Source organism: Streptomyces sp. NPDC032198, assembly GCF_040636975.1.
Taxonomy (GTDB): domain Bacteria; phylum Actinomycetota; class Actinomycetes; order Streptomycetales; family Streptomycetaceae; genus Streptomyces.
Map to the genome: position 1 here is coordinate 143,117 of NZ_JBEZVL010000001.1, position 21,951 is coordinate 165,067.

At 69.1% G+C, this 21,951-nt stretch carries 21 protein-coding genes; 9 read left to right on the plus strand and 12 right to left on the minus strand.

All coding sequences use genetic code 11. The features are described from left to right. Positions 1–14 precede the first annotated feature (14 nt). The 8 genes from AB0E78_RS00715 to AB0E78_RS00750 all read right to left on the minus strand — a co-directional run bounded on the left by AB0E78_RS00715 (position 15) and on the right by AB0E78_RS00750 (position 6,587). Positions 15–359 carry a metal-sulfur cluster assembly factor gene (locus AB0E78_RS00715; RefSeq protein ID WP_361826355.1) on the minus strand — a complete coding sequence of 115 codons (345 nt, stop codon included), beginning with the start codon at positions 357–359 and terminating at the stop codon, positions 15–17. After that, a complete protein-coding gene (sufU, locus tag AB0E78_RS00720) occupies positions 356–826 on the minus strand; it encodes a Fe-S cluster assembly sulfur transfer protein SufU (protein WP_160504341.1) in 471 nt (156 codons plus the stop codon). The genes AB0E78_RS00715 and sufU overlap by 4 nt, the downstream gene beginning before the upstream one ends. 16 nt (positions 827–842) lie before the next feature. Then, a complete protein-coding gene (locus AB0E78_RS00725; RefSeq protein WP_361826358.1) occupies positions 843–2,111 on the minus strand; it encodes a cysteine desulfurase in 1,269 nt (422 codons plus the stop codon). Continuing rightward, on the minus strand, positions 2,108–2,872 hold the full coding sequence (sufC, locus tag AB0E78_RS00730) for a Fe-S cluster assembly ATPase SufC (RefSeq protein WP_361826361.1): 765 nt from the start codon (positions 2,870–2,872) through the stop codon (positions 2,108–2,110). The genes AB0E78_RS00725 and sufC overlap by 4 nt, the downstream gene beginning before the upstream one ends. 5 nt (positions 2,873–2,877) lie before the next feature. Further along, positions 2,878–3,195: a bifunctional 3-phenylpropionate/cinnamic acid dioxygenase ferredoxin subunit gene (locus AB0E78_RS00735; protein WP_361826364.1), complete on the minus strand. Its 318-nt coding sequence runs from the start codon at positions 3,193–3,195 to the stop codon at positions 2,878–2,880. Continuing rightward, a complete protein-coding gene (gene sufD / locus AB0E78_RS00740) occupies positions 3,192–4,373 on the minus strand; it encodes a Fe-S cluster assembly protein SufD (RefSeq protein WP_361826367.1) in 1,182 nt (393 codons plus the stop codon). Before sufD ends, AB0E78_RS00735 begins: the two co-directional genes overlap by 4 nt. A gap of 64 nt (positions 4,374–4,437) precedes the next feature. Continuing rightward, complete coding sequence (sufB, locus tag AB0E78_RS00745) at positions 4,438–5,859, minus strand: Fe-S cluster assembly protein SufB (protein ID WP_361826370.1); 1,422 nt, start codon at positions 5,857–5,859, stop codon at positions 4,438–4,440. Beyond that, positions 5,856–6,587 (minus strand): metalloregulator ArsR/SmtB family transcription factor, encoded by a 732-nt coding sequence (locus AB0E78_RS00750; RefSeq protein ID WP_361826373.1) that lies wholly within the window; start codon positions 6,585–6,587, stop codon positions 5,856–5,858. Before AB0E78_RS00750 ends, sufB begins: the two co-directional genes overlap by 4 nt. 161 nt (positions 6,588–6,748) lie before the next feature. On the opposite strand from AB0E78_RS00750, the gene AB0E78_RS00755 reads away from it, so the two are divergent. From AB0E78_RS00755 to AB0E78_RS00770, 4 genes are all read left to right on the plus strand, one after another. Beyond that, complete coding sequence (locus AB0E78_RS00755) at positions 6,749–7,561, plus strand: AAC(3) family N-acetyltransferase (protein ID WP_361826376.1); 813 nt, start codon at positions 6,749–6,751, stop codon at positions 7,559–7,561. A 46-nt stretch (positions 7,562–7,607) separates the two neighbouring features. Continuing rightward, positions 7,608–8,534, plus strand: a complete 927-nt coding sequence (locus AB0E78_RS00760; RefSeq protein ID WP_361826379.1) for an ABC transporter ATP-binding protein — start codon at positions 7,608–7,610, stop codon at positions 8,532–8,534. Positions 8,535–8,622: 88 nt separating this feature from the next. Beyond that, the gene (locus AB0E78_RS00765) at positions 8,623–9,393 is read left to right on the plus strand and encodes an ABC transporter permease (protein ID WP_361826382.1); all 771 of its coding nucleotides are present in this window, start codon (positions 8,623–8,625) and stop codon (positions 9,391–9,393) included. Between the two features lie 91 nt (positions 9,394–9,484). Further along, complete coding sequence (locus AB0E78_RS00770; protein WP_361828420.1) at positions 9,485–10,474, plus strand: COX15/CtaA family protein; 990 nt, start codon at positions 9,485–9,487, stop codon at positions 10,472–10,474. Positions 10,475–10,484: 10 nt separating this feature from the next. Here the strand turns inward: AB0E78_RS00770 and AB0E78_RS00775 are convergent, their stop codons facing one another. The 3 genes from AB0E78_RS00775 to AB0E78_RS00785 form a co-directional block, all read right to left on the minus strand. Beyond that, positions 10,485–11,576, minus strand: a complete 1,092-nt coding sequence (locus AB0E78_RS00775) for an amidohydrolase family protein (protein WP_361826384.1) — start codon at positions 11,574–11,576, stop codon at positions 10,485–10,487. Between the two features lie 102 nt (positions 11,577–11,678). Next, positions 11,679–12,035 (minus strand): hypothetical protein, encoded by a 357-nt coding sequence (locus AB0E78_RS00780; RefSeq protein WP_361826387.1) that lies wholly within the window; start codon positions 12,033–12,035, stop codon positions 11,679–11,681. Between the two features lie 109 nt (positions 12,036–12,144). Then, a complete protein-coding gene (locus AB0E78_RS00785; RefSeq protein ID WP_361828423.1) occupies positions 12,145–13,098 on the minus strand; it encodes a heme o synthase in 954 nt (317 codons plus the stop codon). Between the two features lie 388 nt (positions 13,099–13,486). Between AB0E78_RS00785 and tkt the strand changes: the two genes are divergently transcribed. The 5 genes from tkt to pgl are packed head-to-tail and all read left to right on the plus strand — an operon-like array spanning position 13,487 to position 20,064. Further along, on the plus strand, positions 13,487–15,580 hold the full coding sequence (gene tkt, locus AB0E78_RS00790; RefSeq protein ID WP_361826390.1) for a transketolase: 2,094 nt from the start codon (positions 13,487–13,489) through the stop codon (positions 15,578–15,580). 35 nt (positions 15,581–15,615) lie between these two features. Next, the gene (tal, locus tag AB0E78_RS00795; protein WP_361826393.1) at positions 15,616–16,734 is read left to right on the plus strand and encodes a transaldolase; all 1,119 of its coding nucleotides are present in this window, start codon (positions 15,616–15,618) and stop codon (positions 16,732–16,734) included. Beyond that, the gene (zwf, locus tag AB0E78_RS00800; protein ID WP_361828426.1) at positions 16,731–18,263 is read left to right on the plus strand and encodes a glucose-6-phosphate dehydrogenase; all 1,533 of its coding nucleotides are present in this window, start codon (positions 16,731–16,733) and stop codon (positions 18,261–18,263) included. Before tal ends, zwf begins: the two co-directional genes overlap by 4 nt. Then, on the plus strand, positions 18,260–19,288 hold the full coding sequence (gene opcA, locus AB0E78_RS00805; RefSeq protein WP_361826396.1) for a glucose-6-phosphate dehydrogenase assembly protein OpcA: 1,029 nt from the start codon (positions 18,260–18,262) through the stop codon (positions 19,286–19,288). Before zwf ends, opcA begins: the two co-directional genes overlap by 4 nt. Then, entirely contained in the window at positions 19,285–20,064 is a 780-nt protein-coding gene (gene pgl / locus AB0E78_RS00810) for a 6-phosphogluconolactonase (RefSeq protein WP_361826398.1), read from the plus strand. Before opcA ends, pgl begins: the two co-directional genes overlap by 4 nt. An 80-nt stretch (positions 20,065–20,144) precedes the next feature. On the opposite strand, the gene pgi is transcribed toward pgl, so the two are convergent. Next, positions 20,145–21,797 carry a glucose-6-phosphate isomerase gene (pgi, locus tag AB0E78_RS00815; protein WP_361826401.1) on the minus strand — a complete coding sequence of 551 codons (1,653 nt, stop codon included), beginning with the start codon at positions 21,795–21,797 and terminating at the stop codon, positions 20,145–20,147. Positions 21,798–21,951 lie beyond the last annotated feature (154 nt).

Here is a 21,951-nt window from a genome sequence, read left to right on the forward strand (position 1 = left end):
GAACCCTCGGACCCTCAGACGTTGAACCCGAGCGCGCGAAGCTGCTCGCGGCCGTCGTCCGTGATCTTGTCCGGGCCCCACGGCGGCATCCAGACCCAGTTGATCCGGAGCTCGTTGACGATGCCGTCGGTGGCGGACTTCGCCTGGTCCTCGATGACGTCCGTCAGCGGGCAGGCCGCCGAGGTGAGCGTCATGTCGATCGTCGCGATGTTCGCGTCGTCGACGTGGATGCCGTAGATCAGGCCGAGGTTGACGACGTCGATACCCAGCTCGGGGTCGACCACGTCGTACAGCGCCTCGCGGACCTCTTCTTCGGAGGCCGGCTTGGTCAGCGTCTCCGGCGTGCCGTTCTCACTCATGCGGTCTTCCTCTCAGCGACGTCGTCGGTACCGAGTGCCTGCGCCGTCGCGTCCTTCCACGCCATCCAGCTCAGCAGAGCACATTTCACACGCGCCGGGTACTTGGAGACCCCGGCGAACGCGACGGCGTCCTCCAGGACCTCTTCCATCGCGTCGTCCGGCTCCAGCTTGCCCTTGGACTGCATCAGCTCCAGGAAGACTTCCTGGACCTTCTGCGCCTCGGCGAGCTCCTTCCCGACCAGCAGGTCGTTCAGGACGGATGCGCTGGCCTGGCTGATGGAGCAGCCCTGGCCCTCGTACGACACGTCGGCGATCGTCGACCCGTCGTACTTCACGCGCAGCGTGATCTCGTCGCCGCACGTCGGGTTGACGTGGTGCACCTCGGCGTCGCCATCGCGCAGACCGCGCCCGTGCGGGTGCTTGTAGTGGTCCAGGATGACTTCCTGGTACATCGAATCCAGCTTCACGTTCCCAGCCAGCCCCTCAGCCGAAGAAGTTCCGTACGTGCTCCAGGCCGTCGACGAGCACGTCGATCTCGCCGGGCGTGGAGTACAGATAGAACGACGCTCGCGTGGTCGCAGGAATTCCGTAGCGGAGGCAGACGGGGCGGGCGCAGTGGTGACCCACGCGGACCGCGATGCCTTGCTCGTCCAGGACCTGGCCCACGTCGTGCGGGTGGATGTCGCCGAGCGTGAAGGAGATCGCGGCGCCGCGGTCCTCGGCCGATGCCGGGCCGATGATCCGGAGGTCGGGGACCTCCAGGAGGCGCTTGACCGCGTACTCGGTGATCGCGTGCTCATGAGCGGCGATCTTGTCCATGCCGATCGCGGAGAGGTAGTCCACGGCCGCGCCCAGGCCGACGGCCTGGGAGACCGGGGGCGTACCCGCCTCGAACTTGTGCGGCGCGGGAGCGTACGTCGACGAGCTCATCGACACGGTCTCGATCATCTCGCCGCCGCCGAGGAAGGGCGGGAGGTCCTCCAGGAGCTCCTGCCGTCCCCACAGGACGCCGATGCCCGTCGTCGCCAGCATCTTGTGGCCGGTGAAGGCCACGAAGTCGGCCTGCAGCGCCTGCACGTCCAGCGGCATGTGCGGGGCGGCCTGCGAGGCGTCGATGAGGACGAGCGCGCCGACCTCCTGCGCCCGGCGGACGATCGCCTCGACGGGGTTGTGCGTGCCGAGGATGTTCGAGACCAGGACGAAGGAGACGATCTTCGTCTTCTCCGTGATGACCTCGTTGATGTTGGACAGGTCGAGCCGGCCGTCGTCCGTGAGACCGAACCACTTCAGCTTCGCGCCCGTGCGCTGCGAGAGCAGCTGCCACGGCACGATGTTGGAGTGGTGCTCCATCTCCGTGATGACGATCTCGGTCTCGTGGTCCACGCGGTAGGGCTCGTCGGCCCAGCCCAGCATGTTGGCCACGAGGTTGAGCGACTCCGAGGCGTTCTTCGTGAAGATCACCTCGTCGCGGCTCGGCGCGTTGATGAACGCCGCGACCTTGTCACGGGCGCCCTCGTAGAGCGCCGTGGCCTCCTCCGCGAGGACGTGCACACCGCGGTGGACGTTGGCGTTGTGCTTCTCGTAGTACTCGTTGAGTACGTCGAGCACCTGGCGCGGCGTCTGCGACGTCGCCGCGTTGTCCAGGTAGACGAGCTTCTTGCCGTCGTGGATCGTGCGATCCAGGATCGGGAAGTCCTTGCGGATCGCCTCGGTGTCGAGGAGGCCGGTGAGCCCCTGGTGGGCCGCTGTCACGCTGATACGCCACCCTTCGTGTAAGCCTCGTAGCCCTCGGCCTCGAGCTTGTCGGCGAGCTCGGCGCCGCCGGACTCGGCGATGCGGCCGTTCGCGAAGACGTGCACGAAGTCGGGCTTGATGTAGCGCAGGATGCGCGTGTAGTGCGTGATCAGCAGCGTGCCGACCTCACCGGTCTCGCGGACGCGGTTGACGCCGTCCGAGACCTGACGCAGGGCGTCGACGTCCAGGCCGGAGTCCGTCTCGTCGAGGATCGCGATCTTCGGCTTGAGGAGCTCCATCTGGAGGATCTCGTGGCGCTTCTTCTCACCGCCGGAGAAGCCCTCGTTCACGTTGCGCTCGGCGAAGGCCGGGTCCATCTGGAGCTGCTCCATCGCGGACTTGACCTCCTTCACCCAGGTGCGCAGCTTGGGGGCCTCGCCGCGGATCGCCGTCGCCGACGTACGCAGGAAGTTGGAGACCGAGACGCCGGGGACCTCGACCGGGTACTGCATGGCCAGGAACATGCCGGCGCGGGCGCGCTCGTCGACGGACATCTCAAGGACGTCCTCGCCGTCGAGGGTGACCGTGCCCTGGGTGATCGTGTACTTGGGGTGGCCCGCCACGGAGTAGGCGAGAGTCGACTTGCCGGAGCCGTTCGGGCCCATGATGGCGTGCGTCTCGCCCTGCTTCACGGTGAGATCGACACCCTTGAGGATTTCCTTGGTGCCGTTCTCGACCTCGACGGTGACGTGCAGGTCGTGGATTTCAAGCGTTGCCATGTGCCTCAGGACTCCTGGGTGACGGAGACGAGCACATCGTCCCCTTCGATCTTTACGGGGTATACGGGGACGGGGCGCGTCGCGGGGAGGCCGGACGGCTTGCCGGTGCGGAGGTCGAAGGCGGAGCCGTGCAGCCAGCACTCGATCTGACAGTCCTCCACCTCTCCCTCGGAGAGGGAGACGTTCGCGTGCGAGCAGATGTCGTTGATCGCGAACACCTCGCCCTCGGTGTGGACGACCGAGACCGGCGTGCCGTCGAGTTCCACCCGCTTCGGGGTGTCCTCCGCCAGCTCGCTCAGGCCACAGGCGCGTACGAATGTCATGCGGCCGACGCCTCCAGCTCCTCTTCGATCTTGGTGAGGAGGCGCTCTTCGACGTCGGGCAGGCCGATCTGCTGGATCAGCTCGGCGAAGAATCCGCGGACGACCAGGCGGCGCGCCTCGCCCTCCGGGATACCGCGCGACTGCAGGTAGAAGAGCTGCTCGTCGTCGAAGCGGCCGGTCGCCGAGGCGTGTCCGGCGCCGACGATCTCGCCGGTCTCGATCTCGAGGTTCGGCACGGAGTCGACGCGGGCGCCGTCGGTCAGAACCAGGTTGCGGTTCATCTCGTACGTGTCCGTGCCCTCGGCGGCGGCCTCGATGAGGACGTCGCCGATCCACACCGCGTGGGCGTCGTCGCCCTGGAGCGCGCCCTTGTAGACGACGTTCGACTTGCAGTGCGGCTGGTTGTGGTCGACCAGGAGGCGGTGCTCCTGGTGCTGGCCGGCGTCCGTGACGTACAGACCGATGAGCTCGGCCTCGCCGCCCGGGCCCGCGTACTCGACGCGGGGGTGCAGGCGCACGAGGTCGCCGCCGAAGGTCACGACGACCGACTTGAAGGTGGCGTCGCGGCCGATCAGCGCGTTGTGCTGCGCGACGTGCACGGCCTTGTCGTCCCAGTCCTGGACGGAGACGACGGTCAGCTTGGCGCCGTCGCCGACGATGAAGTCGACGTTGGCGGCCAGCACGGCGTCGCCGGTGTGGTCGATGACGACCAACGCCTCGGCGAACGCGCCGAGCTCGATGACCTGGTGCGCGAAGGCGGTGCCACCCTCGCCGTGCACGGCGATCCGGATCGGCTCGGTGAGGACCGTCTCCTTGGGGACGGACACGACCGAGGCCTTCTCGAAGGACGTGTACGCCTGCGCGGCGACGCGGTCGACGGGCTTGCCCGCCCTGCCGACGCGCGCGTCGTCACGGCCGACGGTCTCCTGCGTCACACCGGCCGGGGCCGTCACCTCGACGCGGATGCCGCCGGTGGCGACCGCCGTGCCGTCGTGCAGCCCGCGCAGGCGCTCCAGCGGCGTGAACCGCCACTCCTCCTCGCGACCCTGGGGGACCGGGAAGTCCGCCACGTCGAAGGACGGGGGTGCGCTCATGCGAGTGGCGACGGTGGACTCGGCGGCCACCGCGATGGACCCGGCGGTGGTGGACCCCACCGGAATATTCTGAGCCTCAGCCATGGCTGTCGTCGTGCTCTCTCTCTGCGTAAGAAGTCAGTCGCTGCTGCGGGGGTCGCGGCCGGTCTTAACCGACCGAACCCTCCATCTGCAGCTCGATCAGCCGGTTCAGCTCCAGGGCGTACTCCATGGGCAGCTCCTTGGCGATCGGCTCGACGAAGCCGCGCACGATCATCGCCATGGCCTCGAACTCCGTCATGCCGCGGCTCATCAAGTAGAAGAGCTGGTCGTCGGAGACCTTGGAGACGGTCGCCTCGTGCCCCATGGACACGTCGTCCTCGCGGACGTCGACGTACGGGTACGTGTCGGAGCGCGAGATCGTGTCGACGAGCAGCGCGTCGCAGAGCACGTTCGACTTCGATCCGGCCGCGCCCTCGCCGATCTCGACGAGACCGCGGTAGGAGGTGCGGCCACCGCCACGCGCCACGGACTTCGAGACGATGTTCGAGGACGTGTTGGGCGCCATGTGGACCATCTTGGAGCCGGCGTCCTGGTGCTGGCCCTCGCCCGCGAAGGCGATGGACAGGGTCTCGCCCTTGGCGTGCTCGCCCATGAGGTAGACGGCGGGGTACTTCATCGTCACCTTGGAGCCGATGTTGCCGTCGATCCACTCCATGGTCGCGCCCTCGTACGCCACGGCGCGCTTGGTGACCAGGTTGTAGACGTTGTTCGACCAGTTCTGGATCGTCGTGTAGCGGCAGCGGCCGCCCTTCTTCACGATGATCTCGACCACGGCGGAGTGCAGCGAGTCCGACTTGTAGATCGGCGCGGTGCAGCCCTCGACGTAGTGAACGTAGGCGTCCTCGTCGACGATGATCAGGGTCCGCTCGAACTGACCCATGTTCTCCGTGTTGATGCGGAAGTAGGCCTGGAGCGGGATCTCGACGTGCACGCCCTTGGGGACGTAGATGAACGAGCCGCCGGACCACACGGCGGTGTTCAGCGACGCGAACTTGTTGTCGCCGACCGGGATGACCGTGCCGAAGTACTCCTTGAAGAGCTCCGGGTGCTCCTTCAGAGCCGTGTCGGTGTCCATGAAGATGACGCCCTGCTCCTCCAGGTCCTCACGGATCTGGTGGTACACGACCTCGGACTCGTACTGGGCCGCGACACCGGCGACGAGGCGCTGCTTCTCCGCCTCGGGGATGCCGAGCTTGTCGTACGTGCTCTTGATGTCCTCGGGCAGGTCCTCCCAGGACTGTGCCTGCTTCTCCGTGGACCGCACGAAGTACTTGATGTTGTCGAAGTCGATGCCCGACAGGTCCGAGCCCCAGTTGGGCATGGGCTTCTTGCCGAAGAGCCGCAGGCCCTTGAGGCGCAGCTTCGTCATCCACTCGGGCTCGGACTTCTTGGCCGAGATGTCCTTGACGACGTCTTCATTGATGCCGCGCTTGGCGGACGCGCCGGCCACGTCGGAGTCGGCCCAGCCGTATTCGTACGTGCCCAGACCCTCGAGTTCGGGGTGGGCAGTCTCCGTGGGGAGCGTCATGCGGGGTTCCTCCCGGCCGTGCTTGCGGATGCTTTATCGGTGGTCTGTGAAGACTGTGGGGTGTTGCGGGGAATGAACGTCGTGCAGACGCCGTCGCCGTGGGCGATGGTGGCGAGCCGCTGGACGTGCGTCCCCAGGAGGGCGGAGAAGATCTCCGTCTCCGCCTCGCAAAGTTGTGGGTACTGCTCGGCGACGTGGGCGACCGGGCAGTGGTGCTGGCACAGCTGCTCACCCACCGGCGCGCTGCGAGCCGTAGCAGCGTACCCGTCGGCGGTCAACGCCTTCGCGAGAGCCTCCGTGCGCTGCTCGGGGGGAGCCGCGTCGATGGCTTTCCGGTAGGCCACGGCCTGGGCGGCGATCCGCTCGCGGGCGAATTCGACGACCGCTCCTTCGCCGTGCCGCTCGCTGATCCAGCGCAGGGCGTCGGCGGCGAGCTTGTCGTACGACTGGTCGAAGGCGTCCCGGCCGCAGTCGGTGAGCGCGAAGACCTTGGCGGGGCGGCCACGGGTGCGTGCTCCGTAGACGCGCTGCTCACGGGGCTCCACGACGTTCTCGTGGGCGAGTGTGTCGAGGTGGCGGCGCACCGCGGCCTGGGTCAGGCCGAGGCGGCCCGCGAGGTCGGCCACCGTGGAGGGGCCGTGGTCCAGGATGGAGCGCGCGACCCGGTTGCGCGTAGACCGCTCCCCGGTCGCGAGTTCCTCCTGCGGAGCCTCGCCAACGTTTTTCACAACGCCATTGTTGCGTAATTCCTCAGAGCCTGACAACCCGCGTCCGGATCACGGTCCGGTGCACTGCATCACTTAGGCATACCTAAGCTGACCTGCGGGAATGATCACTGATCGATCAAATCGGTGGCGCCGGACGGCAGCGGCGAGGAGACTCCCTGACCATGGCGACACCCCCTCCGACCGGCCCTTTGTGTACGCGAGCGTCCCTCGCGGCGGACCTCGGCGAGCTCGGCGTGAGCCCCGGCGAGACCCTCCTCGTGCACTCCTCGCTGAGCGCGCTCGGCTGGGTCAGCGGCGGCCCGGTGGCCGTGGTCCAGGCACTCCTCGACACACTGGGCCAAAAGGGCACCCTCGTGGTCCCCACGCAGTCCAGCGACAATTCCGACCCCGCCGAGTGGGAGGCCCCGCCCGTCCCCGAGGCCTGGTGGCCCGAGATCCGCGCGTCCATCCCCGCGTACGACCCGCTCACCACCCCCACCCGGGGCATGGGCGTGATCCCCGAGGCCGTACGGACCTGGCCCGGCGCCCTGCGCAGCGCCCACCCGCAGACCTCCTTCGCCGCGGTCGGCCCCCGCGCGCAGACGCTCCTGGCGGGGCACGCGCTGGACTGCCGCCTCGGTGAGCGAAGCCCGCTTGCCCGCCTGGAGGAGTCGGGCGCCCGCGTCCTGCTGCTCGGCGCCGGCTTCGCCTCCTGCACCTCCTTCCACCTGGCCGAGTACCGGCTCCCCGCTCCCCAGGTGTCGAACTCCTTCGCGGTGATGACCCCGGAGGGCCGCCGCTGGACGACCGTGCGCGAGCCCTCGATCTCCGAGGAGCGCTTCGACGAGCTCGGCTCGGACTACGAGCGGGACCGCCCCGTGGTGCGCGGCACGGTGGGCGCGGCGACGGCCCGGCTCTTCCCGGTGGCGGACGCGGTCGCGTACGCCGAGCGCTGGCTCGACACCCACCGCTCGCGTGCCGAGTGGGCGGGGTAGCAGCCCCCTGCCCGCGACCCCCCGGCCGCTCTCTAGACTTCCCGGCATGGGAATTGAGTCCGTCGTCCAGGTCACCGGCCTGGTCAAGCGGTACGGCAAGAAGACCGCGGTGGACGGCCTCGACCTGCGGGTCCGCGCGGGCGCCGTCACCGCGGTCCTCGGGCCGAACGGCGCAGGGAAGACCACCACGATCGAGACCTGCGAGGGCTACCGCAGGCCGGACGCGGGCACGGTCCGCGTCCTCGGGCTCGACCCCGTCCGCGAGGCCGGCGCCCTGCGCCCCCGCATCGGCGTGATGCTCCAGTCCGGCGGCGTCTACTCCGGCGCCCGCGCCGACGAGATGCTGCGCCACATGGCGAAGCTGCACGCGCACCCCCTGGACGTCGACGCACTGATCGAGCGCCTGGGCCTGGACAGCTGCGGGCGCACCACCTACCGGCGCCTGTCCGGCGGCCAGCAGCAGCGCCTCGCGCTCGCGATGGCCGTGGTCGGACGGCCCGAACTGGTCTTCCTGGACGAGCCGACCGCGGGCCTGGACCCCCAGGCACGCCGGGCCACCTGGGATCTCGTACGCGATCTGCGCACCGACGGCGTCAGCGTCATCCTCACCACGCACCACATGGACGAGGCCGAGCAACTGTCCGACGACGTCGCGATCATCGACGCGGGCAAGGTCATCGCCGAGGGCACGCCGGAGGAGCTGTGCCGCGGCGGCGCCGAGAACACCCTGCGCTTCTCAGGGCGCCCCGGACTCGACGTCGGCTCCCTGCTCAAGGCGCTGCCGCCGGACTCGGCCGCGGCCGAGCTGACCCCGGGTGCCTACCGCGTGAGCGGCACGGTCGACCCGCAGATGCTCGCCACGGTCACCTCCTGGTGCGCCCAGCACGGTGTGATGCCGGAGAAGATCGCCGTCGAACGCCACACCCTGGAAGACGTGTTCTTGGAGCTCACCGGCAAGGAGTTGCGCTCATGATCCTGGCCCACTCGACTTTCGGCCGGGGGTCCGGGGGTTGTCCCCCGGGAAGGCACAGTCTGGAGCTCACAGGCAAGGAGCTGCGCGGATGAGCGCCGCCGGTACGTACACCCCGAAGCCGGGCGCCGCCCCGCTCCCCCGCATGATCGCGGCGCAGGCGGCCCTGGAGACGAAGATGCTGCTGCGCAACGGCGAGCAGCTCCTCCTCACGGTGGTGATCCCCACCCTCCTGCTCGTGCTGTTCAGCGCGGTCGACATCGTCGACACGGGCGACGGCAAGGCCGTGGACTTCCTCGCGCCCGGCATCCTCGCCCTCGCCGTGATGTCCACGGCGTTCACCGGCCAGGCCATCGCCACCGGCTTCGAGCGCCGCTACGGCGTGCTCAAGCGGCTCGGTGCGTCGCCACTGCCCCGCTGGGGACTGATGGCGGCGAAGACCCTGTCGGTGCTTGTCACCGAGGTCCTGCAGATCGCCCTGCTCACGGTGATCGCCTTCGCCCTGGGCTGGTCGCCGCAGGGCAACCCCTTCGCCGTACTGCTCCTCCTGCTCCTCGGCACGGCGGCCTTCTCCGGCCTCGGCCTGCTGATGGCGGGCACCCTCAAGGCGGAGGCGACGCTCGCCGCCGCGAACCTGGTCTTCCTGCTCCTGCTGGTCGGCGGCGGGGTCATCGTGCCTCTGGACAAGTTCCCCGACGCCGCCCAGTCGGTGCTCGGCCTGCTGCCCATCTCGGCGCTCTCCGACGGCCTGCGGGACGTGCTCCAGGACGGCGCGGGAATGCCGTGGGGTGACCTCGGGATCCTGGCGGTCTGGGCGGTGTTGGGGCTCGGGGCGGCGGGCAAGTTCTTCCGCTGGGAGTAGATCCGGCGTAACCCGCGTCACAGAAGGCCCGGATACGTCCCCCTCGTGAAGCCGTGCACAAGCGGCCCCCTACGATGGGCCCGTGCCAAACGTGACCCGAGCCGACGCCGTCTCCGCCGTGCGCAATCCGCTCGCCTTCATCGCCGAACGCTGGACCCCGCAGCAGCGGACCGTGCAGCGCGCCGCCCTCATCTCGCTCGCTATGACGGTGTGCATCGTGGTCACCGGCGGCGCCGTCCGGCTGACCGGCTCGGGCCTCGGCTGCCCGACCTGGCCCAAGTGCACGGACGAATCCCTGACGGCCACCCACGAGATGGGCTTCCACGGATTCATCGAGTTCGGCAACCGCATGCTGACGTACGTGCTGTGCGCGGCCGTCGGCTGGGCGATCATCACGGCGCGCTCGCAGAAGCCGATGCGGCGCAGCCTGACCCGGCTCGGCTGGATCCAGTTCTGGCTGGTCATGGGCAACGCCGTGCTCGGCGGCATCGTGGTCCTCGTCGGCCTGAACCCGTGGACGGTCGCGGCGCACTTCCTGCTCTCCACCGCCCTGATCGCGGTCGCCGTCACGATGTGGCAGCGCACCCGCGAAGGTGACTCCGAGGCACGCCCGCTGGTCGGCAAGGCCGTGGCGCAACTGGTGTGGTTCCTCGTCGCGGCGTCCGTGCTGCTCATCGCGGTCGGCACGGTCGTGACGGGCTCGGGGCCGCATGCCGGTGACTCCAGCGAGGTGCCGCGGATGGGCTTCGACTGGGAGACCGTCAGCAAGCTGCACGCCGTGCTCGCGTGGATCGTGGTGACGCTGACGTTCGCCCTGTGGTTCGTCCTCAAGGCCGTCGACGCCCCCAAGGGCCCGCTGCACCGCACCCGTGACCTGTTCCTGATCCTGCTCGCCCAGGGTGCGATCGGCTACGTCCAGTACTTCACGGACCTGCCCGAGGTCCTGGTCGGCCTGCACATGTTCGGCTCCTGCGTGGTCTGGATCGGCGTGATGCGCGTGCTGCTCTCGCTGCGCGAACGGCCGTACACCGTCGCCGACGTGCCCTCCCAGACCGGCGACTCGCGGCTTTCGACCGTCTGAGCCCGGCGGGTCAGTCGTCCTTCGACAGCCCGTACACACGGCGGGCGTTGCCCGCCGCGATGAGCCCCGCCACCCGCTGCGCGTCCGGCAGCGACCAGGCCCCCTCCGCGACCCACCCGCCGAGCACGCGCCCCACCGCCTCCCCGAAGAGCCGCGCCCCCACCACGTGCAGTTCGGGAAGCCCGTGCGCGCCGCTGGAGAACAGCAGCTTGCCGAAGGGCGCGAGCTCCAGGATCTCCGCGAGCACGGCGGCCGCGCGGGCCCCCGTGCGCACCAGGGCAGGGCCCAGATCGGCGTACACATGCGGGAAGAGGGCCGCGAGGTCCGCGGCGTTGCGGTGGTACGGATAGCCGTGCAGCAGGACCAGATCGGTGCCGAGCCCCGCGGTCGCCCGCGCGAAACCGCCGAAGTACCCCTCCGGGTCGCCGGCCCCCGCGTGCAGTTGCAGCGGCCGCCCCGACGCGACGGCGATCCACAGCAGATGCCTGAGCAGCACGGGGTCCTGGAGCGCCCCGCCCACCTGCCGCCGGGCGAGCCAGCGGTCCGCCGCTCCCCGCACCTCGCCGGGTCCCGGCGGTTCGGGGGCCAGCGCGAGACTGCGCCGGACGCCCGCGACCGAGGTGAAGGCGACGGCGTTCGCGGCGGCGGCGTGCACGGACTCGGCGAGATTGGCGAGGAACGAGTCGACGGTGCCCGAGGTGTCGGCCACCTGTTCGGCCAGTAATTCCAGGCGGACGATCTCGTGGGCGTCGGCGTCACCGGCGGTCGCCATCTCGCCGGGCCCGGTCAGATCGCCGGGCAGCCCCGTGTCCACGAGATACGTGGTGATGCCGCTCCCCCGCAGCAGCCGCCGCCCCGCTTCGAGGACGCCCAGATCACGTCGGCGGGCGAGGTAGCGGGCGGGCGGGCAGTGCGGTTCGAGGCCGAGCAGCGGCGGGCACCAGCGGCGTACGGCGAAGCCCGTCTGGGTGTCGAAGAAGGTGGTGCCGGGCGCGGGCGGGCCCTCGCCGCGGCCGAGGTGGGCCTCGAAGGTGCCGAGGCCCAGCTCCGTACGCAGCACTCCGTGGCAGTACTGGTCCACCAGGGACGGCGTTTCGATCATCCGGACTCCCTGTGGACGGACCGTGCTCCTTACCGTCCTAACGGGTGACCCGGGTGTCAGGTGTTGCTCACGGCCGTTCTGTCCTGGACGGCCGCGACCGCCTCAGCCGTTGCTCGGACCGCCGAGCTGAATGCCCGCCATGCGCGACCATTCGTAGGGACCGGTCTTCACCTTGGCCGCGAAGTCACCGTCGAAGTCCTCGTGGACGGTGATCCCGGCCTTCTCGACGGCGCTCAGCGCGATCGCATAAGTGGGGGCCACCAGGTCGCCCCAGCCGCCGTCGTCACCGACCAGGACGATGCGGGTGCCCTCGTGCCCGATGTACGCGACCTGCCCCTCGGCACCGCCGTGTGCCTGGGCGAAGGCACCGATCTGCCGGGCAAGCTTCGCCGCCTTCTTCTCCGCGCGGGCGGCCTGCTTGCTGTCCTCAACCTGCTGCGTCTCTGCCACGTCTGCCATAGCCAGGATGCTACCGACGGGTAGATCAACTGGCGACGGGCGGGGCACGTGGCGTGCAACACCACGTGCCCCGCCCGTCGGCGAGTCTTCGGCTCAGGGGATCAGCGGCTCAGCGCAGGAAGGGATCCACCGCGACCGCCACGAACAGCAGCGAGACGTAGGTGATCGACCAGTGGAAGAGCCGCATCTCCTTGAGCTTGCCGCCCGTGACCTCCGCCTTGGCCCGGTTCTGGAGGCCGTGCGCCTCCCACAGCCACCAGCCGCCGGTCACGAAGGCGACCACGGTGTAGAACCAGCCGGTGTAGCCGAGGGGCTGCAGCAGCAGCGAGACGGCGACCATCACCCAGCTGTAGAGGACGATCTGGCGGGCGACCACCTTGTTCGACGCCACGACCGGCAGCATCGGCACGCCCACGCGGGCGTAGTCGTCCTTGACCTTCATGGACAGCGGCCAGTAGTGCGGCGGCGTCCAGAAGAACATGACGAGGAAGAGGATGACCGGGGCCCACGACAGGGAGTTCGTCACCGAGGACCAGCCGATGAGCACCGGCATGCAGCCCGCGATGCCGCCCCAGACGATGTTCTGCGAGGTGCGGCGCTTCAGGATCATCGTGTAGACGACCACGTAGAAGAGCAGTGCGCCCAGGGCGAGCCACGCGGACAGCCAGTTGACGACGAGGCCGAAGAGCAGCGTCGAGGCGATCGCGAGCGCGATGCCGAACGCGAGGCACTCCCGGGGGCTCACCATTCCCGTGACCAGGGGCCGCTGGGACGTACGGTCCATCAGGGCGTCGATGTCACGGTCGATGTACATGTTGAGCGCGTTCGCGCCGCCCGCGGAGAGGTAGCCGCCCAGGCAGGTCACGAAGACCAGCCACAGGTCGGGCACCCCCTGCTCGGCGAGGAACATCACCGGAACGGTGGTGATCAGGAGGAGTTCGATGATTCGCGGCTTGGTCAGCGCCACGAACGCCATGACACGGGCCCCGAGCGGCCGGTGGCTTGGGCTAGAGCTCATCCCAATTGCTCCCGCTGGACGGGATTCAACGGCCGTCACGCACACCCCTGACAGAGACTTCCCAGCAAGCCGCGTCGGACGTTCAGACATGAAGATCCGGTAAAGGCTCGCGCGTACCACGCCACTGTAGACGTTGCCCATACCTCGCCCATCGCGGGGGTGGGGTCGTGTTGAGCGGCGTGTTGAGCCGCCCGAAACACGGCCCGACACCCGTTCAGATGAGCGGTCCGGCACTCGTTCTTTTAGTCCAGATGAGCGGCTCGCGGATCACATGGTGAACACCGTGGATCCCTTTCGGGAGGCGGATACCGGCGCACCCCGGCACTCTGGAATGACTCGAAAAAATGCACGTCTTTACAGCGGTAGGCTCGACATCGGCCGGTGAGATCTACATCGCCGGCATTCGACATGTGGAGAGGAGCCCTGACTCAGGGTGAGCACCAAGCCGACCACCACAGACCTCGAGTGGACCGAACTGGACCAGCGGGCTGTTGATACTGCCCGCGTCCTGGCCATGGACTCCGTACAGAAGGTCGGCAACGGCCATCCTGGTACGGCCATGAGCCTCGCGCCCGCCGCGTACACCCTCTTCCAGAAGGTGATGCGGCACGACCCCGCGGACGCCGAGTGGACCGGGCGCGACCGGTTCGTTCTCTCCGCGGGCCACTCGTCCCTGACTCTCTACATCCAGCTCTACCTGGCCGGCTTCGGCCTGGAGCTCGATGACCTGAAGGCCTTCCGCACCTGGGGCTCGAAGACCCCCGGCCACCCGGAGTACGGGCACACCACGGGCGTGGAGACGACGACGGGCCCCCTGGGCCAGGGCGTCGCCAACGCCGTGGGCATGGCGATGGCCGCCCGTTACGAGCGCGGCCTGTTCGACCCGGACACCGCTGCCGGCGAGTCGCCGTTCGACCACCACATCTTCGCGATCGCCGGTGACGGCTGCCTCCAGGAGGGCATCTCCGGCGAGGCGTCGTCGCTGGCCGGACACCAGAAGCTCGGCAACCTCGTACTGCTGTGGGACGACAACCACATCTCCATCGAGGGCGACACGGAGACCGCGGTGTCCGAGGACACCATGAAGCGGTACGAGGCCTACGGCTGGCACGTCCAGCGCGTGGAGCCCAAGGAGGACGGCGACCTCGACCCCGCCGCCCTCTACGAGGCGATCCTGGCCGCGAAGGCCGTGACGGACAAGCCGTCCTTCATCGCGATGCGCTCGATCATCGCCTGGCCCGCCCCGAACGCGCAGAACACCGAGGCCGCGCACGGCTCGGCGCTCGGCGACGAAGAGGTCGCGGCCACCAAGCGTGTCCTCGGCTTCGACCCCGAGCAGAACTTCGAGGTCTCGGACGAGGTCCTCGCGCACACCCGTGCGGCGCTGGACCGCGGCCGTGACGCCAAGGCCGAGTGGGAGAAGGGCTTCGCCGCCTGGCGCACCGCGAACTCCGCGCGTGCCGCCGAGTTCGACCGCGTCGCCGCGGGCGAGCTGCCGGCCGGCTGGGAGGAGAAGCTCCCGGTCTTCGAGACGGGCAAGGGTGTCGCGACGCGTGCCGCGTCCGGCAAGGTCCTGCAGGCGCTCGGCGCGGTGATCCCCGAGCTGTGGGGCGGCTCCGCCGACCTCGCGGGCTCGAACAACACCACGATCGACAAGACGTCGTCGTTCCTCCCCACGGGCAACCCGCTGCCGGGAGCGAACCCGTACGGCCGCACGATCCACTTCGGCATCCGCGAGCACTCCATGGCCGCGGAGATGAACGGCATCGCGCTGCACGGCAACACCCGCATCTTCGGCGGCACCTTCCTGGTGTTCTCCGACTACATGCGCAACGCCGTCCGTCTCTCCGCGCTGATGCACCTCCCGGTGACGTACGTGTGGACGCACGACTCCATCGGTCTCGGCGAGGACGGTCCGACGCACCAGCCGGTCGAGCACCTGGCCTCGCTGCGTGCCATCCCGGGCCTGAACGTCGTCCGCCCGGCGGACGCGAACGAGACCGCGGTCGTGTGGCGCGAGATCCTCAAGCGCTACACGAAGGAGTTCGGCAAGGGCGCCCCGCACGGCCTCGCGCTGACCCGTCAGGGCGTGCCGACGTACGACCGCGAGGTCACCGAGGGCGCTGTCAAGGGTGGCTACGTCCTCTTCGAGGCCGACGGCGGCACCCCCGAGGTCGTCCTCATCGGCACCGGCTCCGAGGTGCAGCTCGCCGTCGAGGCGCGCGAGCAGCTCCAGGCCGCGGGCGTTCCGACGCGCGTCGTCTCGATGCCGTGCGTCGAGTGGTTCGAGGCGCAGGACCAGGGGTACCGCGACAGCGTCCTTCCGCCGTCCGTGAAGGCGCGCGTGGCGGTCGAGGCGGGCATCGGCCTGACCTGGCACCGCTTCGTGGGTGACGCCGGACGCATCGTCTCGCTGGAGCACTTCGGTGCCTCGGCCGACGGCAAGGTGCTCTTCCGCGAGTTCGGCTTCACCGCCGACCACGTGGCCGCAGCCGCCCGGGAATCGATCGACGCCGCTCAGCGCTGACGCCGACATACGACCAAGTAGGAGATGTAATCCCCATGACAGACGCACTCAAGCGCCTTTCCGACGAAGGCGTCGCGATCTGGCTGGACGACCTGTCGCGCAAGCGGATCACGTCCGGCAACCTCGCCGAGCTGATCGACCAGAGTCACGTCGTGGGCGTCACGACGAACCCGTCGATCTTCCAGAAGGCGATCAGCAGCGGTGACGGCTACGAGCAGCAGGTCTCGGACCTCGCCGCCCGCGGTGTCACCGTCGAAGAGGCCATCCGCATGATCACGACGGCGGACGTCCGTGACGCCGCCGACATCCTGCGCCCGGTCTTCGACGCGACGGGCGGCCAGGACGGCCGCGTGTCGATCGAGGTCGACCCGCGCCTGGCGCACAACACGAAGTCGACGGTCGCCGAGGCCAAGCAGCTCGCCTGGCTGGTGGACCGCCCGAACACGCTCATCAAGATCCCGGCGACGAAGGCGGGCCTGCCCGCGATCACCGAGGTCATCGGCAAGGGCATCAGCGTGAACGTGACGCTGATCTTCTCGCTCGAGCGCTACCGCGAGGTCATGGACGCGTACCTGGCGGGCCTGGAGAAGGCGAAGGCCGCCGGCCTGGACCTCTCCAAGATCCACTCGGTGGCGTCCTTCTTCGTGTCCCGCGTGGACACCGAGATCGACAAGCGCCTCGACGGCATCGGCACGGACGAGGCCAAGGCCCTCAAGGGCAAGGCCGCGCTCGCCAACGCCCGCCTCGCGTACGAGGCGTACGAAGAGGTCTTCTCGTCCGACCGCTGGGCCGCGCTCGACAAGGCGCAGGGCAACAAGCAGCGTCCGCTGTGGGCCTCGACCGGCGTCAAGGACCCGGCGTACAAGGACACCCTGTACGTCGACGAGCTGGTCGCGCCGAACACGGTGAACACGATGCCGGAAGCGACCCTCGAGGCCTCGGCCGACCACGGCCAGATCACCGGCAACACCATCGCGGGCACGTACGACGCCGCGCGCGGCGAGATCGAGGCCATCGAGAAGCTCGGCATCAGCTACGACGAGGTCGTGCAGCTGCTCGAGGACGAGGGCGTCGAGAAGTTCGAGGCGTCCTGGAACGACCTGCTCAAGTCCACCGAGGCGGAGCTCAAGCGCCTCACCCCTTCGGAGGGCTGACCACCTTGTCAAGCAGCAATCCGCTGCGTGACGCCGCAGACCGACGGCTCCCGCGTATCGCGGGGCCGTCGGGCCTGGTCATCTTTGGCGTCACGGGCGATTTGTCCCGTAAAAAGCTGATGCCCGCTGTGTATGACCTCGCCAACCGAGGTCTGTTGCCGCCGGGCTTCTCGCTCATCGGCTTCGCGCGTCGCGACTGGGAGGACGAGGACTTCGCCCAGGTCGTCCACGACGCGGTCAAGCAGCACTCGCGCACGCCGTTCCGCGAGGAGGTCTGGCAGCAGCTCATCCAGGGGATGCGCTTCGTCCAGGGCAACTTCGACGACGACGCCGCGTTCGAGCAGCTCAAGGCCACCATCCAGGACCTCGACAAGGCACAGGGCACGGGCGGCAACTTCGCCTTCTACCTGTCGGTGCCCCCGAAGTTCTTCCCGCAGGTCGTCCAGCAGCTCAAGAAGCACGAGCTGGCGGACGCCCCGCAGGGCTCCTGGCGCCGCGCGGTCATCGAGAAGCCCTTCGGACACGACCTGACGTCCGCCAAGGAGCTCAACTCGATCGTGCACGAGGTGTTCGCCCCGGACCAGGTGTTCCGGATCGACCACTACCTCGGCAAGGAGACCGTCCAGAACATCCTGGCGCTCCGCTTCGCCAACCAGATGTTCGAGCCGATCTGGAACCGGTCGTACGTGGACCACATCCAGATCACGATGGCCGAGGACATCGGCATCGGCGGCCGGGCCGGCTACTACGACGGCATCGGCGCCGCCCGTGACGTCATCCAGAACCACCTGCTCCAGCTGATGGCGCTGACCGCGATGGAGGAGCCCGCCTCCTTCGACGCGAACGCGCTGGTGGCCGAGAAGGCGAAGGTCCTGGGTGCCGTGCGGCTGCCCAAGGACCTCGGCGAGAGCACGGTCCGCGGTCAGTACGCCGCGGGGTGGCAGGGCGGCGAGAAGGCCGTCGGCTACCTCCAGGAAGAGGGCATCGACCCCAAGTCGAAGACCGACACCTACGCGGCCATCAAGCTGGAGGTGGACAACCGCCGCTGGGCGGGCGTCCCCTTCTACCTCCGCACCGGCAAGCGCCTGGGCCGCCGCGTCACCGAGATCGCGGTCGTGTTCCAGCGCGCGCCCCACTCCCCCTTCGACCACACGGCGACGGAGGAGCTGGGCCAGAACGCGATCGTCATCCGCGTCCAGCCCGACGAGGGCATCACGGTCCGGTTCGGCTCGAAGGTGCCCGGCACCTCGATGGAGATCCGCGACGTGTCGATGGACTTCGCCTACGGCGAGTCCTTCACCGAGTCCAGCCCGGAGGCGTACGAGCGCCTGATCCTGGACGTCCTGCTCGGCGACGCCAACCTCTTCCCGCGCACGGAGGAGGTCGAGCTCTCCTGGAACATCCTCGACCCGATCGAGGAGTACTGGGACAAGCACGGCAAGCCCGCGCAGTACCCGTCCGGGACCTGGGGCCCGTCCGAGGCGGACGAAATGCTCGCACGAGACGGACGGAGCTGGCGTCGCCCATGAAGATCGACCTTACGGACACCACGTCCAGCAAGATCAACAAGGCGCTCGTTAAGGGGCGCAGGGCGATCGGCACACCGGCCGTCGGCATGGTGCTCACCCTCGTCATCGTGACCGACGAGGAGAACGCCTACGACGCCCTGAAGGCCGCCAACGAGGCCTCGCGCGAGCACCCCTCGCGCACCCTGGTCGTCATCAAGCGCGCCGCGCGCTCGCCCCGTGACCGCACGACGTCGCGTCTGGACGCCGAGGTACGGGTCGGCGTCGAGGCGGGCACCGGCGAGACGGTCGTCCTCCGGCTGTACGGCGAGGTCATCAACCACGCCCAGTCGGTCGTCCTGCCGCTGCTGCTTCCCGACGCCCCCGTGGTCGTGTGGTGGCCGGTCAACGCGCCGCTCAACCCGGCCAAGGACCCGCTGGGCGCGCTCGCCCAGCGCCGCGTCACGGACACGTACGCGGCCGAGCAGCCGATCCACGAGCTGACCGCGCGCGCCGACGCCTACCACCCCGGCGACACGGACCTCTCCTGGACCCGGATCACCCCGTGGCGCTCGATGCTCGCGGCGGCCCTCGACCAGATCCACTGCAAGGTGACGTCGGTCGAGGTGGAGGGCGAGGAGTTCAACCCGAGCTGCGAGCTGCTCGCCATGTGGCTCGCGGACCGGCTCTCCGTCCCCGTGAAGCGCTCGCTCTCCGCGGGCCCCGGCCTCACCGGCGTACGCATGGACACCGACTGCGGTCCCATCGTGCTCGGCCGGGCCGACGGCTCGCTCGCCACGCTCTCCATCCAGGGGCAGCCCGACCGTGCGGTGGCGCTCAAGCGCCGCGAGACGGCCGAGCTGATCGCCGAGGAGCTGCGCCGTCTCGACCCGGACGACACCTACGCGTCCGCGCTGAAGTTCGGTGTGGACCGTCTTGGCGAGCCCGCCGAGGAGACCACGGTTCCCGCGGTGGAGGAGCCCGCGGAGGCGGCGAAGAAGACCGCCCCCGCGAAGAAGACCGCGGCCAAGAAGGCGGCGACGAAGTGAGCGCGGCGCCGCAGCTGGTCGTGCACCGCGACAAGGAGCTGATGGCGCAGGCCGCCGCGGCCCGCCTCATCACGAAGATCGTCGACGCGCAGGCCGCCCGCGGCTTCGCGTCGGTGGTCCTCACGGGCGGCCGCAACGGCAACGGCCTGCTCGCGGCGCTGAGTTCGTCCCCCGCGAAGGACGCGATCGACTGGTCGCGCCTGGACCTGTGGTGGGGCGACGAGCGCTTCCTGCCGGACGGCGACCCGGAGCGCAACTACACCCAGGCCAAGGAGGCACTGCTCGACTCGGTGCCCCTTAACCCGGCCCGGGTGCATCCGATGCCCGCGTCGGATGGCGCGTACGAGGTGGACGCGGCGGCCGGAATGTACGCGGCCGAGCTCACCGCGGCTGCGGGGCCCGAGGACCATGGTCCGGTGCCGACGTTCGACGTGCTGATGCTGGGCGTCGGACCTGACACCCATGTCGCTTCGCTCTTCCCGGAGTTGCCCGCGGTCCGCGAGACGGAGCGGACGGTGGTCGGCGTGCACGGCGCGCCCAAGCCGCCGCCCGTCCGCATCACGCTCACGCTGCCGGCGATCCGCTCGGCGCGCGAGGTGTGGCTGCTCGCGGCCGGCGAGGACAAGGCGAACGCCGCGGCGATCGCCCTGTCGGGCGCGGGCGAGGTGCAGGCCCCCGCCGCGGGCGCGTACGGCAGGTCGCGGACGCTGTGGCTGCTGGACGCGGCGGCGGCCTCGCAGCTGCCGCGCGACCTGTATCCGCCGGCTTCTCCCTGACCGGTTCGCAGCACGCAGTACGGCCCGGCCCGCCTCTCGGCGGACCGGGCCGTACTTGTTTTCAGCTACTGCTCAGAGGATCAACGCCCGCGCAGGGTGCGGTACTTGGCTACCAGCGCCGTCGTCGAACCATCCAGGTCCGGTACGTCCGCGCCCTCGGTCAGGGCGGGCTCGATGCGCTTGGCGAGGACCTTGCCGAGCTCGACTCCCCACTGATCGAACGAGTCGATGTTCCACACGGCGCCCTGCACGAACACCTTGTGTTCGTAGAGCGCGATGAGTTGGCCGAGAACCGACGGCGTCAGTTCCTTGGCGAGGAGCGTCGTCGTCGGGTGGTTGCCCTGGAACGTCTTGTGCGGGACGAGCTCGTCCGGCACACCCTCGGCCCGCACCTCGTCGGGCGTCTTACCGAAGGCCAGCGCCTGCGTCTGCGCGAAGAAGTTGGCCATCAGGAGGTCGTGCTGGGCGACCAGGCCGGGCAGCAGATCACCGACGGGCTCGGCGAAGCCGATGAAGTCCGCCGGGATCAACTTCGTTCCCTGGTGGATGAGTTGGTAGTACGCGTGCTGGCCGTTGGTGCCCGGCGTGCCCCAGACGACCGGTCCCGTCTGCCAGTCGACCGGCTCGCCGTCACGGCCCACGGACTTGCCGTTGGACTCCATGTCGAGCTGCTGGAGGTAAGCCGTGAACTTGGAGAGGTAGTGCGAGTACGGCAGGACCGCGTGCGACTGGGCGTCGTGGAAGTTGCCGTACCAGATGCCCAACAGGCCGAGCAGGAGCGGCACGTTCGACTCGGCGGGCTCGTTACGGAAGTGCTCGTCGACGAGGTGGAAGCCGTCCAGCATCTCGCGGAAGGCGTCCGGGCCGATCGCGATCATCAGCGAGAGACCGATCGCCGAGTCGAACGAATAACGGCCGCCGACCCAGTCCCAGAACTCGAACATGTTGGCCGTGTCGATGCCGAAGTCGGAGACCTTGCCGCCGTTCGTCGACAGGGCCACGAAGTGCTTGGCGACGGCGCTCTGGTCGGCGCGCAGGCCGGTCAGGAGCCAGTCGCGCGCCGAGGTGGCGTTCGTGATCGTCTCGATGGTGGTGAACGTCTTCGAGGCGATGATGAACAGCGTCTCGGCCGGGTCCAGGTCCCGCACGGCCTCGTGCAGGTCGGCGCCGTCGACGTTCGACACGAAGCGCACGGTGAGGTCGCGGTCGGTGAAGGACCGGAGCGCCTCGTACGCCATGGCGGGCCCGAGGTCGGAGCCGCCGATGCCGACGTTCACGATGTTCTTGATGCGCTTGCCGGTGTGCCCGGTCCACTCGCCGGAGCGGACCTTGTCCGCGAAGGCGGCCATCTTGTCGAGCACGGCGTGCACGCCCGGCACCACGTTCTCGCCGTCGACCTCGACCACCCCGTCCCGCGGGGCGCGCAGCGCGGTGTGCAGGACGGCGCGGTCCTCGGTGGTGTTGATCTTCTCGCCGCGGAACATAGCGTCCCGCAGGCCGAAGACATCGGTGGCCGCGGCGAGCTCGCGCAGGAGCGTCAGCGTCTCGTCCGTGACGAGGTGCTTGGAGTAGTCGACGTGCAGGTCGCCGACCTGGAGCGTGTACTGCGTGCCGCGCGCCGGATCCTTCGCGAACAGCTCACGCAGCTGCACCTCCCCCAGCTGCTCCCGGTGCTTGCTGAGCGCCGCCCATTCGGGCGTCTGGTTGAGCCTGGCGCGGCTTTCTGCGTTCATCTCGGACTTCAGCCTTCTCTCGTACCTGTGTACGTACCTTGCCCCGCTGCACGTTCCAACCTAATTGATCAGGGCCCGATATGAGATCTCTGAAGCTGTCTGTCCGCACACGTGCCAGTAAACGCCGCGTGAAAAACACAGCGGCCGGACATCT

Coding starts and splice junctions, on each gene's coding strand:
- pgi (WP_361826401.1), bottom strand. CDS start 21,797: ATGAACGCAGAAAGCCGCGCCAGGCTCAACCAGACGCCCGAATGGGCG.
- AB0E78_RS00735 (WP_361826364.1), bottom strand. CDS start 3,195: ATGACATTCGTACGCGCCTGTGGCCTGAGCGAGCTGGCGGAGGACACC.
- sufB (WP_361826370.1), bottom strand. CDS start 5,859: ATGACGCTCCCCACGGAGACTGCCCACCCCGAACTCGAGGGTCTGGGC.
- AB0E78_RS00775 (WP_361826384.1), bottom strand. CDS start 11,576: ATGATCGAAACGCCGTCCCTGGTGGACCAGTACTGCCACGGAGTGCTG.
- AB0E78_RS00780 (WP_361826387.1), bottom strand. CDS start 12,035: ATGGCAGACGTGGCAGAGACGCAGCAGGTTGAGGACAGCAAGCAGGCC.
- sufD (WP_361826367.1), bottom strand. CDS start 4,373: ATGGCTGAGGCTCAGAATATTCCGGTGGGGTCCACCACCGCCGGGTCC.
- AB0E78_RS00715 (WP_361826355.1), bottom strand. CDS start 359: ATGAGTGAGAACGGCACGCCGGAGACGCTGACCAAGCCGGCCTCCGAA.
- AB0E78_RS00755 (WP_361826376.1), top strand. CDS start 6,749: ATGGCGACACCCCCTCCGACCGGCCCTTTGTGTACGCGAGCGTCCCTC.
- sufC (WP_361826361.1), bottom strand. CDS start 2,872: ATGGCAACGCTTGAAATCCACGACCTGCACGTCACCGTCGAGGTCGAG.
- tal (WP_361826393.1), top strand. CDS start 15,616: ATGACAGACGCACTCAAGCGCCTTTCCGACGAAGGCGTCGCGATCTGG.
- AB0E78_RS00765 (WP_361826382.1), top strand. CDS start 8,623: ATGAGCGCCGCCGGTACGTACACCCCGAAGCCGGGCGCCGCCCCGCTC.
- opcA (WP_361826396.1), top strand. CDS start 18,260: ATGAAGATCGACCTTACGGACACCACGTCCAGCAAGATCAACAAGGCG.
- AB0E78_RS00760 (WP_361826379.1), top strand. CDS start 7,608: ATGGGAATTGAGTCCGTCGTCCAGGTCACCGGCCTGGTCAAGCGGTAC.